Raw genomic sequence first — 12,871 nt, forward strand, 5'->3', positions numbered from 1 at the left:
AAAAAAAGGCGTGAAGATTAGTTTTCACGCCTTTTAAAATCAATTAAAAAGTATTGCCTATTGCTTTACAATACTAAAACTATTGTTGGTTCTTGCTCCGGTAATCTTAACCAAATAAAGTCCTGAAGGAGCTTCGGCCGCATCCCAAGAGAAAGTTCGTGTTGCATCAACATCGGCCCTTTCGTAGACCATTTGACCGAGTATGTTGTACACCCTTGCGGTTACTTTCTTATCAACATTATCGGGTAGTGAAAAGAAAAACTCATTGGTCGAGGGGTTGGGCCAAACTGCCGATACGGCTTTGGTATCCACCTCTGCAAGCTCTTGACTACCTAATTTATCGTCTGCGATACTGGTGGCTACCGTTTCTTCTGGGCTACTGAGCTCTTGGGCAGTACCGAAAATTTGGAACACCTGATCTTCAGGGGTAAAATCATAGACAATCGATTGCGGGGTCCAATCGGTAATACCTTCAAAGAATACGCCATCATCACGTAACACTGCTTCATTGCCTACAACGGTACTCTGCGTAGACCAAGCCCATTGAAATTGTTCTTCCGACAAGGCAAGATTAGTATAAACGGATAACCAATAAGAACCTTCGCCCAATTCAAGTGCCTCTGGGAGTTCCAGATTTAAATCATAGACGTCTGGCTCCGAGGTCGGAGTAATCGAGCCGCTATTGTAAACTTCCGCTCCGGGCAGCCCACCATTGTCTTCGTAAATGACAACTGTAGCATCGGTTATCGACGGTGCATTTCCTCCCTCGCCATTGGCGATCAACTTCTCTACGGTCCAAGTTGCGCCCGCGGGAACAGTGAAATCATCTGCCGCCTGTACGACGAGGCCTAAATCTAAAAAGTTTTGGGAAGGAGCGCTAAACGTTACCGAGCCGGATTGATCGTAGAGCGCAGGTTCTATAACATTAACCGTAAAACCTTCGGAAACCTGTTCCCTACCGGAAAAAGCGATAAGCCCGATGGCCGCACTTCCCTGAACATCCGGGGCAAATGGGAATACTTTTAACGTATTTCCATCTATGATAGCGTTTACTACTCCTGGATTGCTGTTCGTTATTTGTATATCGATGTTCGGCCTTCTTTTGGTCGACACGAATAAATCGGTAATATCGACCTCGAAAGGTTCAAAATTTACAGGGACGGTTTTGTCCGGTAGCAAATAGGCCACGCTTAACGTGGGCTCCGGTCTGGGCCGAACAAAGAAATTAGCACTATATACCCCATTCCCGTGAATAGCAGCAGCTACGAAACCATCGGCCCGGGTCTTCACCTGAACCGCCACACCGTTTCCGATACGTATCGGCTCTCTGAACCATTTGGTATTTCGACCTCGCAGTTGATAGGTGAAATAGAGACCCGTACTCGTAGCGGCGAAATATCCGTCGTTCCTACCATTCATACCGAACCAGCGTACGGAAGGACCGTTCCCGGACCCGTCGCGATTTTCCTCCAAATTACCACTGATATCTACCCAACTGTCTCCTGCGTTACGGGTCATAAAAATACTTGGAATACCGTAATTCGAGAATGTAACGAAAACTCTGTCAGGATTTTTCGGGTCAACGTAAACATTGTTGATGTTCCCTTCTGGAAGCCCCCGGCCTGTGGAAATATCGAAGACTTCTTGGTCATCTAGGTTCGCGTTTTCTACACGATATACCGTGCCGGAACTCGTACCATAGTACAAGACGTTCGCAACGGGGAATTTCGAAACGTCCAACGACGTTATCAATGAGCCATCAGGAGTTATAGTTTTTTTCTGCTCTACCCAGTTCACATCTGTTGGCGCAAATCCGAACAGCGGAATGCCATCAAGATCGTTATTCCTCCACATGCGATCGCCCGCTGGCATATACATTATATTGTCGTTAACGGGATCTAATATAAAAGGAGCTACAAAATCGAAGTTGGTACCACCTGCTGGCTGTACCGAAGTGAAACTTTCAAAAGCTCCGCTTTCGTCATAATTTATCCGGAAAACACGACCAAACTGAGAGGATACATACCGGGTTCTTCCGCCGTCGGCAATAGCATTGTATGAGCCGTCGCCTCCAAATTCCTCGGTCCAAGGATCCTTTACATCATCGGAATTGGTGAACCAAGTACCATTGTCCTGAAAACCTGCCAATAAATCATCACTGTTACCTTCCGGGTCATAGGAAATGGCATATGGTTGTGTGGTAATATAACCATTGTTCAAAGATTGCCATGTAACAAACGCATCTGTAACGGAAATATCTTCGGTCAACTGAACACCTCCGTCATTTGAGGAAATGGCCCTGTTGGGGTCTGACGGTAAAAAGACTAAATTGTGTTGGTCAGGATGGTGGTTCGGATATAATGCAAAAGAATCTTCCAAGTTCGTGTATCCGCCTATCCAGCTTTCAAAGCCTGCAGGAGTAGTAAAACCTGTCGTTGAACGATAAAGGTTGGTACCACCCAAGAAAATCAAATCCGGATTCGCAGGATGCACTTTAATGATCATGTTGTAATCCCCTTGTAGATTCAGATTTCCTGCTCGTCCTCCAATGTCGTTGGGTAAATTGGCACTCAAGTCTGCCCATTGCTCCTCAGGAGTTGCAGCATCTGCCTGATAGCGCCAGAGAAAGGCTTGTGGTGCTTCAAGTAGATCATAGGAGAAAAAGTATACTCTCTCTTCGTCAGAAGGATCGAAAGCCATGACGGTACGCCCGAAAAAAGGACTGATTCCCGCAGGGGTGATGTTCGTCCATTCGTCACCGTTATCCGAAACGAAGAAACCGGAATCTTCACCACTGAAAAAATCAACCGTGGCGTAAATTTTTCCTTCTGGGGTTATCAAGATATCCGTTTTACTATCCCTTGCTCCGGGTAGAACAAGTTCAAAGTTCAGGCCGCCCTGTTGGGACCTGTATATTCCTTCAAAGGTAGCAACATATACGTCACCATTTTTAGGATCTACAGCGATATTATGTATGATATCGAAGGCAGAAATCGTGTTTAGATCTCCATCGTTGGAACCGTTCAATCTAAACCAAGAACGGCCGTTGTTGACTGATTTAAATACACCTGTTCCGGCATAAAAGGCACCAGATGCGGAGGCTGAGTTTCCGAAGCGCTCTCCTGCAGTATAATACCAAGTATTATGACGGCCTCGCCGAGGGTCTTGAACTATCGCTGTAATACTGGGGTCTTGCCAGGGTAAGGTTACCTTTCTCCAGGACGCCCCGAGATCGCGAGACTGCCAGAGCCCACCAGAGACACCGGCAGCGAAGATGGTATTTTCGTTTCGTCTGTCGATCGCGAGTGCTCTTGTACGGCCACCAACATTGCCTGGACCCCTATTTTCCCAATAGGAGTATTTACTTTTGGCCGACATTTCGCTCGATTTTTTCGAAGTTTCCGAAGCATGACTGCGTTCCGTTATTTTTTCGGAAAACAGCGCTTCTAAAGCGCTAATGCCACTCGGTATTTCTTTTGTTTTAGGATTCTGAAGCAAACGCTGTTCGTAGCTTATTCTATCCAAGGCTCGATCGCCAACTGGTGTTGGCCGAACGCCGGTTGGGCCGGTTTGACTGTCGTAAATCTTGGATTGCTTGTAAAGAGCATGGCCTTTTTGAGGCGTGCCTTTTTGGGGCGGATTCAATTTTTGGCCATTGGCGAACTGCGTTGTCAAAAACGCAAGACACAGCGCAACCAAAAATTGGAATGTCTTTTGGGGTAATAGTGTTTTCATATAGAGTGAGTTTTAGTAATTTAAAAGCCCTTAAAATATTAAAAAAATCTTAAAATTGTAGTCCAAATCACAGATTTATCGACGAAATGCATTGTTTAATTTTTAAAGCACTGTTATTCAGTATGTTTTAAGAGTTCGCTTATAAGTGGTTTGAATTTATTATGCTTTTATTTTGATGGAGTTCCCTGTTTTAATCCCGACTTTTGTATCATGAGAACATTAGTGATAGGGGATATCCATTCAGGGCTGAAGGCTTTAAAGCAACTTTTTGAGAGGGCCGATGTATCAACTTCGGATAAATTGATTTTTCTAGGTGATTATGTCGATGGTTGGAGTGATGCTGTAGCAACCGTTGACTTTTTGATTAATTTGAAGAATACCCACGATTGTATTTTCCTACGCGGTAACCATGATGAACTGTGTTACGATTGGTTGGCTGGCGAAAAAGATAACCCCATATGGAGACAACACGGGGGATCGGCTACAATGGCGTCCTATGAAAAAGCTGATGCGATGACCAAGAAAAGCCATATTTTCTTCTATGAAGGGCTGCATAACTATTATTTAGATACTCGTAACCGACTTTTTTTACATGCTGGCTTCACGAACCTGAAGGGGGTAGATTTTGAATACTTCCAAAAAACCTTTTATTGGGACAGAACGCTTTGGGAATTGGCCTTGTCTTTAAATCCCGATCTTGATGTAAACGATCCTTGGTACCCAAAGAGGCTCACACACTATAAGGAGATTTATATTGGCCATACTCCCGTTACAAGAATGGGAAAGACGACCCCGCAACAAGCGGCAAATGTCTGGAATGTTGATACAGGGGCCGCATTTAAAGGACCACTTTCGCTAATCGATATCGATTCAAAACAGGTTTGGCAAAGTGAGCCGGCACATACCTTTTACCCGAATGAAAAGGGTAGAAATTGAAAAAGGAATTTCAATAAAGATGCTGTTAATCATTAATTGCCGATCTTTGTAAAAAATTAAGGATGTCCGCAAAAAATATTAGGCTAGAGGTCATGCAGGCTATTGAACCACAAGTTGATGGTTTTATAAAGGATTTTTTGATTCCTATTGAAGATATTTGGCAGCCGAGCGACTTTCTTCCTGATTCGCAAAGCGGTAGTTTTTTAGATGAGGTCGAGAACCTGCGGGGCGAATCGAAAGAACTAGGATACGACTTTTGGGTCACGATGGTAGCCGATACGATTACCGAAGAAGCCTTACCGACCTATGAATCCTGGTTGATGGATGTTGAAGGCATCGACCAACACTCCGGGGTTGAAAACGGCTGGGCCAAATGGGTTCGTGCCTGGACAGGTGAAGAAAACAGACACGGCGATGTGCTGAGCAAATACCTGTACCTATCCGGTAGGGTGAACATGAGGGAAGTTGAGATTACGACCCAACATTTGATTTCCGATGGTTTTGACATCGGCACCGACAGAGATCCGTACAAAAATTTCATCTATACCTCTTTTCAGGAATTGGCGACCAATATCTCCCACAAACGGGTTGGACAAATGGCCAAAAAGCAAGGGAACGCTCTTCTGGGTAAAATGTGTACCATTATCGCCGGCGATGAGATGCGGCATCATGTGGCCTATCGGGAATTCGTGAAGACCATATTTGGCGAAGATCCTAGCGGAATGATGTTGGCCTTCGCCGATATGATGAAAAAGAAAATCGTTATGCCCGCACATTTTTTAAGGGAATCAGGTGGTACCATAGGGGCTGCTTTCGAGAATTTTTCGAATTGCGCACAGCGTTTGGGCGTCTACACGGCCCAGGACTATGTAGAAATTCTTAGAAAACTGAATGCCTATTGGCAGTTGGAAACCATTAGGGGCATCAATGACGAAGCAGAAAAGGCTCGCGATTATCTCATATCGCTTCCGGATCGTTTGGAGCGTATCGCTACCCGAATGAAATTTCCGGAAGATCAATACCGTTTCAAGTGGGTAGAGGCCAACGGAATGGTTTAAAGCCAGAATTAGCATACTAAAAGCCCTAAAAGCATGGCCACAAAAAAAACCCGATTTCATCATTGCTGAAATCGGGTTTCTCGTTACGGTTTGAAATTTTATAATTTCCCGTGGTCGTGCTCTTCTTGCCATTTGAACAAATCTTTCCATTTGTTTTCGTAGCACATTTTAGCTTGCATCGGCCAAGAGGCTGGGTCGTGAACCTTGTAACGGTCACCACCTTTGTCCAAAACCTTTTGACAATCGGCCACCGAGGTTTCGGAAAGGGCTTTCCATGTCTTGATGCCATCTTCGTGAAACATTTCCGCAATTTTCGGACCGATACCCTCGATTACCTTAAGGTCATCCTCCTTAATGGTCTTTCCAAATGCCGCTTTGGCCGCTACTGCATCAAAAGCTATGGTTGGCTCCGGAGCACTGGCCGTCAATGACGATGCCGCTGCAACCGTCCCGGCTGCCGCTGCAGTTCCTGCAAGGGTCAATTTTTTATTACAGGCCTCAAGATCTGCCTGGAGTTTGGCGTTCTTGTCCTTCCACAATTTTAAATCAGATGAATTGTCAACAGTAGTACTGCCACTTTTTCCTAAGAAATAGCCGAAAAGGGCGCCTAGTAATGTGCAAAGTAAAGGGAGGAGCCAGCACCATAAGTTTGAAAAATCGATATCCATAATAGTATAGTTTTATTGTATTAATTGTTATTTGATTGAAATGACAGTTCTTCTGTTTTTTGCCCTACCTTCTTCGGTATCGTTACTGGCTACAGGGTCTCTCGGACCTTTTGAATCTGTCTTAATCCTGTCTTCGGCGATGCCGTTTTGTATCAGGTACGCTTTGGCGAAATCGGCTCTTTCCTGACCAAGCCTCATGTTCGTTCGTCTTCGACCCTGACTATCGGTATACCCTACGACTTCACATTTTGCTTTTTCCACCTTGTCAAGATAGCGCGAAATATCAGCGACTTTTTGTTTTTGGGATGCCGACAGATTGATCGAGGCTTCCGCCGTATCGAAATAAAGCACCAAAGGATCGGCCTCTATTTTATCGTAAAGCGCCTTGATTTCATCTTCGGCATTGGCAGCGACTTCGGCTATGCTGTAGTTGACTGGTCCTAGAAATACGTTTCCATCCGGAACCATATCACCCATTAGTTTACCCATGGTGTTGATTTGTGACGATGGAATTTCCTGCGAAACCATGTAATTCTTGACGGCATTGGCTCGGGCAAGGCCTAGATTCGGAAAGGCGGAATCGTTGTTCTCGTCGCCTTTGTAATATCCCGTAATGTTGAGAACCTTATTCTCATTTTCAGTCAAAAAATCCTTCAGGCCAGGAATGATTCCATCCCTTACTTTCTGGGATAGGGGCTCCAAATAGGTCGATGACGACACATTGAAGTTAAAATTGTCGTTTACATTGTACGCATACTCCCCATCGCTAAGTGCAAAGGGATATGACGTTGGTTGCGGGGCTACCGGTTGGGCCACTACCTCTTTCGCAGGTTCCTCTTCCGCTACGTTCGGAACGCCGCAGGAACTGCAGAGCTTCATGTAGAGAAAAATACCTGCTATGATGGTAATGAGAATCCCAAGCAGACTTGTTGTTTTTGTCATTTTCAATAAGGATTTAGTGTTGTAATTGGCAATTTATTAAAAAAAATCTTAAAATGTTAAAGAGTCATTACAAAATATAAACCGACCGATAGTTGTAAAAACGGTATATCGTGCCTTTAAAACCAGCCCTTTGATAGTAGATCAATCCTTAGGTTATTCCATATTTTGAAGGTAGTGCAAAAACCTGTTTGATGAAAAAATAGGGTGTTTGTTTCTGAATTCCGGAACCATATCGGAACCTTTGATTTGTCGACTGAAATGGGAGCAGGTACGAAGGGGCGTAAGCCTAAGCGAAGATTTGTAATGCCTTTTGATGCTGTTCAAATCATTAAAAAAATAATTTACTTACCATTTATACAGTTTTTGTAGCCTTCCATACAAACTAAAGCCCTCAGAATGGCTTCTTGTCCGATATTCGCACTGCAATCAATAAAGAAAGGAAATCTTTAAAAAAAATTCCGAAATAGTTAGAGTTAGTTTGGTAATTCCGCTGTTTTTCAAAACCAACCGATCGGGGGAACGGTAAGGAGCACGAAAAGCAGCGGATTTTTTTATGTTAGTGTTTGAAGGACTTCGCCATCGTTGCGAGGTCTTTTTTTTGATTAAGGGTCAGCCTGATATAGGAGGCTATCTTTTTTTATTGGCACCGCCAAAGGGTTTAATACGCCGCGGCTTGCCTCGAAATTAACATTTGGTTCGTTTTGATGCCTCGTGGGCTTGCCCAGAGGTAGTTTACTTAGGCGTTAACCTGATCGCTATGCAAGATATTAAGTAGAGAGTTGAACTCTTAACTAAATAGAAGTGGAAAGAGTGAAATAGCACATTTTTGGGAATGGTACGATCCTGATGTCAAGCGGTACATTATTTCCCACCTTAGATACACAACTGCTTTATTTTCAAAGCAATGCATGTTATATTTATTTCGAACAATAGTTACTTAGAACTAAAATTATGAAAACGGAAATCATCAAAATAGCGACTTTTGTCTGTATGGTAGTTGTTTTAGGGATGCAAACGTTGCTCCAAGGCAGCTGGAGGATACCAAAAACGCGGTCCATTAAGACGGGAAAAGGCGGTAATGTAGAAGACTATTTAAAATAGTTTAGTGTTTGAGTTAGTTGGTGTTTAGCGACCTGCTGTGTTTCGGAACTTAGTTGTCTGGAATGACGAAAAGGGGAAGTACAGCAGGTTTTTTTGCCGATAACCGATAGGTTTACAATATGTTCCCAAACATAAAAGTTAAGGTAGAAATCGATAATGTACGCAAGTATAAATAGAAATTCTGGATTGAAATCGTTGCCTACCATCATCCTAATTTAAGTATCCGGATAAAATAGGTTATGGAAAAATAGGCACTAAAAAATCCCTGATGGTTTGAGCCAGTTCGCCTAAGGCGGATGAAGGAGCTAAGCCATCAGGGAGTTTTTATTAAAGGCATTGTGCTTACAGGTCTTTCTTTACCAACTGTCGTTTCAGAAAAAAAGGATTAAGTATAGATCAATTACAACACCAAACGCCATCGATTATATCTTCAGTCCTGAACCGATTTTTATCGGGCAACCCGTATTATGCAACCTAAAATTAAAGGTCAAATTTTATTCCTTGTGCCAAAGGTAGTTCTGTAGTGTAGTTGATGGTATTCGTTTGCCGTCTCATATAAATCTTCCAGGCATCGGAGCCACTCTCACGTCCTCCACCGGTCTCCTTTTCTCCACCAAACGCTCCACCGATTTCCGCACCCGAGGTTCCGATGTTTACATTGGCGATACCACAGTCGCTCCCATTTTGGCTTAAAAACTGTTCCGCCTCCCGCAGGTTGTTGGTCATAATCGCGGAAGAAAGTCCCTGTACCACACCGTTTTGAATCTGAATTGCATTTTCAACACCTCCAGAATATTTTAAAAGATAAAGTACGGGCGCAAAAGTTTCGTGCTGTACGATTTCGAAATCATTCTTGGCTTCGGCAATAGCAGGTTTTACATAACATCCGCTTTCGTATCCTTCACCTTGCAGCACTCCGCCTTCTACAATGAGCCGTCCCCCTTCGGCGACCACTTTCTCCAACGCTTTGTTATACTGTCCCACGGCGTCGGTATCAATCAGCGGACCTACGTGGTTGTTCTCATCCAACGGATTTCCAATACGCAATTGTTCGTATGCGGTAACGACGGCATCTTTTACTTTGTCGTAGATAGATTCATGAATAATCAACCTTCTGGTAGAGGTGCAGCGTTGTCCCGCTGTGCCCACAGCCCCGAATACGGCCCCGATAACGGTCATTTTTATATCTGCGTCGGGGGTAACGATGATGGCATTGTTTCCTCCCAGTTCCAGTAGCGACTTGCCTAACCGGGCAGCCACGGCTTGTGCAACGATTTTACCCATACGAATTGAACCTGTGGCCGATACCAAGGGTACCCGACCGTCATGCGTCATTAGCTCTCCCACTTTGTAATCGCCGTTGATCAAACAGGAAATACCTTCCGGTAATCCGTTTGCGCGGAAGACCTCCGCCGCGATATTTTGACAGGCCACACCGCATAAGGGTGTTTTCTCGGAAGGTTTCCAGACACAGACGTCACCACAGATCCATGCCAAGGCGGTATTCCAGGCCCACACGGCAACCGGAAAGTTAAAGGCCGAAATTATCCCGACTACTCCTAGCGGATGGTATTGTTCGTACATCCGATGTCCGGGTCGCTCGGAATGCATGGTCAGCCCGTGCAATTGCCTTGAAAGGCCGACAGCGAAATCGCAGATATCTATCATTTCCTGTACCTCGCCCAAACCTTCTTGATAACTTTTTCCCATTTCATAGGACACCAACTTGCCCAAAGGTTCTTTGAGTTCGCGGAGTTTATCACCGAATTGTCGCACGATTTCACCACGTAATGGAGCTGGCTTTGTACGCCAAGTTTTGAAAGCCTTGGTGGTGGCACCCATGACTTTTTCGTAATCCGCTTTGGTAGTGGTTTTTACCTTACCTATTAAAGCACCATCTGCAGGAGAGTACGATGCAATGAGTTCACCGGAAGAAAAATTATCGGATCCAGTTGAGGTTCCTTCGTTGATTTCTTTAATTCCGAGGGCGGTTAAGGCTTCTGCAATACCGAATGCTGATGCTATTTCTGACATTTTATAACTTTTAAAGTGCGTATTGTTAGATTTTCAGCAAATCTACGAATAACCCCTTGATTTATCCTTCTTCTTTCAGAACCCAGATTTTGATGATTTTTTCATCTTTAACCTCGTACACAAGCACGAGTTCAAGAACATCGTCATTTCCGTTTCTTCCTATGATGCGCTCATGGTCGATGACCTTGTTTCCGAATACGGTACGGTTTAAAATGGTGGAATGTAATTCAGGAGAGTTTTTGAAGAGTTTTTCATAGAAAGCCTTGCAAGCGTCGTAGCCATCTACCGTTATCATTCCAGTAGAAAAATTATGAATGGTGATGGTTTCGTCAATAACGGACATGAAGCCATCAATATCCCTATTGTTATAAGTTTCCAGCTGTTTTTGTAATACTTGTTCTGGGGTCATGTTCTGGGCTGATAAGGTTGCTACTGAAAGGATGGTTGCAAATAGAAATACGAATTTTAGAACAGACTTCATCATTTTAAGACGATTAGGGCGATGGCCAATAGCGACGGTAAGGCCTGAACAAAGAATATTTTTCGTTCAACGGTCAAGGCCCCATAAATGCCGGCTACGGCAACGCAACCTAAAAAAAAGAGCGCGATATTGTCTTTCCAGGCAGCATCTGCTATAAAGAACGACCAAATGAGGCCTGCGGCCAAGAACCCGTTGTAAAGCCCTTGATTGGCTGCCATGGGTTTGGTCGGCTCGAACAATTCGGCAGGGAAACTTTTAAACACTTTCCGTCCCTTGGTCGTCCAGGCGAACATTTCAAAGTATAAGAAATAGAGGTGAAGAAGTGCTACAAGCCCGATAATGATTTTGATTGCTGTTTCCATTTTTTCCTTTTTGCTTGCGCGGTTCTTGAAGGCTTTTTAAGTATCTGGTCTGAGATCAAAAATCCCAGTCGGGAAACGTTTTAATAAATTCCTGACGCTCCTTACAGGCCTCAAGAGGTTTTTGGTTCAGGGCCATAAGAATCCTATTTTCAAAACCTTTTCCAAATCAAAGGAACGATCTTTTTTGAAATCAATCCGCAGCCACAAAACGTTCATCGACAGGCATAATCGTACCGCAATTATTACAGGTACGAAGTTCCTCAGAACCATAGAAATGTTTGAAATGCCCTAGGAAGTCTTTCTCAATATCATACAACGTAAAGTAGGCCTCGTATAGTTTGTTGTTGCAGTTGTCACAAAACCAAAGCAGGCCATCATCAACATTCATTTGGGCTCGTTTGCGTTCGATGACAAGACCAATACTTCCTTCATGTCGAACTGGCGAATGAGGCACCTTGGCCGGGTGTAAATAGATATCGCCGGGACCAAGTTTCATGGTTTTCTTTTGTCCGTTTTCTTGAATATGTACTTCTATAGTTCCTTCCAGTTGATAAAAGAGTTCTTCCGTTTCATTATAATGATAGTCTTTTCGGGCGTTCGGTCCCGCAACGACCATAACGATATAGTCCTCGGCATCTTTATACAGATTTTTATTGCCAACGGGTGGTTTTAGGGTATCGCGGTTTTCAGCAATCCATTTGTTCAGGTTGAAAGGAGGTGCTACGGGCATATTCCGGACAGTTTAGGAGATGTATTTACGGGTTGTCGCGCTCGTAGGCACGAATACGACCCCGTTACAATCAACTATTCGTCCAAATTTATAAAAAAGAATAGGACACTGATGCCCAAAGGAAGGATTTAAGTTAAAATCTATCGAAAGAATATTTGTGTAAAGTAAAAATTGCCGGCATCATTCTTTTTAACACTGACCGCAGTATGGGTAAACTCGCCTTCCATGGTAGATTTATGACTACTACTGTCTAACCACCCTAGAAAAGCCTCTGTCGCATTGTCGTAGTCTTTGGCCACGTTTTCTGCTACGTACTCGGCGCGCTCCTCCGCAGAAATTTTGGAAGCTCTTGCACTAAAATTATCATGGCTGATGCTTCCTTTTGCAATCATGTAATCGGTGTGCTCGTTGGCATATTCGTAGGCAACCGCGCTATAATCGAGCGCGTTCAAACCCTGAGCTATTCTGTGGTCGTTCACTACCGAGAGCAGTTCGCCCTCTATCTCGATCACATTTTCTGCCTCTGGAACAATCGGTGCCTCTGCTGTTTCCTTCGTGCAGGCCGTGGCCAAAACAGCGAAGCATACCAACACGGCATATTTCATTTTCATTTTCATACAATGTTCTAAATTGTAAGTAGGTGTTCCCGTAAAGTAGGTAGGTGATAAGTGGGGTACTTATGTGTTCTCGTTCCCGATTTGCATCAGAATGTGTTGACAGGGGTGTTCAACGGTGTAATATTAGGTAAAATACGCGTATCTACTTTGTAAAAACATCTTTTTTCGACGAAATGCACGTCCGACAGAGGTATTCAAGAGCAAAAA

At 43.9% G+C, this 12,871-nt stretch carries 11 protein-coding genes; 3 read left to right on the forward strand and 8 right to left on the reverse strand.

The window, feature by feature from the left end:
- Positions 1-57: 57 nt before the first annotated feature.
- Positions 58-3,735, reverse strand: a complete 3,678-nt coding sequence (locus FGM00_RS18880) for a T9SS type A sorting domain-containing protein (RefSeq protein WP_138854413.1) — start codon at positions 3,733-3,735, stop codon at positions 58-60.
- Between the two features lie 210 nt (positions 3,736-3,945).
- Between FGM00_RS18880 and FGM00_RS18885 the strand changes: the two genes are divergently transcribed.
- Both FGM00_RS18885 and FGM00_RS18890 read left to right on the forward strand, forming a co-directional pair.
- Positions 3,946-4,671: a metallophosphoesterase gene (locus FGM00_RS18885; RefSeq protein WP_138854414.1), complete on the forward strand. Its 726-nt coding sequence runs from the start codon at positions 3,946-3,948 to the stop codon at positions 4,669-4,671.
- A gap of 62 nt (positions 4,672-4,733) precedes the next feature.
- A complete protein-coding gene (locus FGM00_RS18890) occupies positions 4,734-5,729 on the forward strand; it encodes an acyl-ACP desaturase (RefSeq protein ID WP_138854415.1) in 996 nt (331 codons plus the stop codon).
- A 98-nt stretch (positions 5,730-5,827) separates the two neighbouring features.
- On the opposite strand, the gene FGM00_RS18895 is transcribed toward FGM00_RS18890, so the two are convergent.
- Positions 5,828-6,397 (reverse strand): hypothetical protein, encoded by a 570-nt coding sequence (locus FGM00_RS18895; protein WP_138854416.1) that lies wholly within the window; start codon positions 6,395-6,397, stop codon positions 5,828-5,830.
- A 27-nt stretch (positions 6,398-6,424) separates the two neighbouring features.
- Entirely contained in the window at positions 6,425-7,339 is a 915-nt protein-coding gene (locus FGM00_RS18900) for an OmpA family protein (RefSeq protein ID WP_138854417.1), read from the reverse strand.
- Positions 7,340-8,290: 951 nt separating this feature from the next.
- On the opposite strand from FGM00_RS18900, the gene FGM00_RS19855 reads away from it, so the two are divergent.
- Entirely contained in the window at positions 8,291-8,440 is a 150-nt protein-coding gene (locus tag FGM00_RS19855) for a hypothetical protein (protein ID WP_175416271.1), read from the forward strand.
- A gap of 480 nt (positions 8,441-8,920) precedes the next feature.
- On the opposite strand, the gene amaB is transcribed toward FGM00_RS19855, so the two are convergent.
- The 5 genes from amaB to FGM00_RS18925 form a co-directional block, all read right to left on the reverse strand.
- The gene (gene amaB, locus FGM00_RS18905) at positions 8,921-10,474 is read right to left on the reverse strand and encodes an L-piperidine-6-carboxylate dehydrogenase (protein WP_138854418.1); all 1,554 of its coding nucleotides are present in this window, start codon (positions 10,472-10,474) and stop codon (positions 8,921-8,923) included.
- 61 nt (positions 10,475-10,535) lie between these two features.
- On the reverse strand, positions 10,536-10,958 hold the full coding sequence (locus FGM00_RS18910; protein WP_138854419.1) for a nuclear transport factor 2 family protein: 423 nt from the start codon (positions 10,956-10,958) through the stop codon (positions 10,536-10,538).
- Positions 10,955-11,317: a DUF1304 domain-containing protein gene (locus tag FGM00_RS18915; protein ID WP_138854420.1), complete on the reverse strand. Its 363-nt coding sequence runs from the start codon at positions 11,315-11,317 to the stop codon at positions 10,955-10,957. Before FGM00_RS18915 ends, FGM00_RS18910 begins: the two co-directional genes overlap by 4 nt.
- 190 nt (positions 11,318-11,507) lie before the next feature.
- Positions 11,508-12,047 carry a 3-hydroxyanthranilate 3,4-dioxygenase gene (locus FGM00_RS18920; RefSeq protein ID WP_138854421.1) on the reverse strand — a complete coding sequence of 180 codons (540 nt, stop codon included), beginning with the start codon at positions 12,045-12,047 and terminating at the stop codon, positions 11,508-11,510.
- Positions 12,048-12,187: 140 nt separating this feature from the next.
- A complete protein-coding gene (locus FGM00_RS18925; protein WP_138854422.1) occupies positions 12,188-12,664 on the reverse strand; it encodes a CAP domain-containing protein in 477 nt (158 codons plus the stop codon).
- Between the last annotated feature and the right edge of the window lie 207 nt (positions 12,665-12,871).

The sequence above is a fragment of the Aggregatimonas sangjinii genome, assembly GCF_005943945.1.
GTDB lineage: Bacteria > Bacteroidota > Bacteroidia > Flavobacteriales > Flavobacteriaceae > Pelagihabitans > Pelagihabitans sangjinii.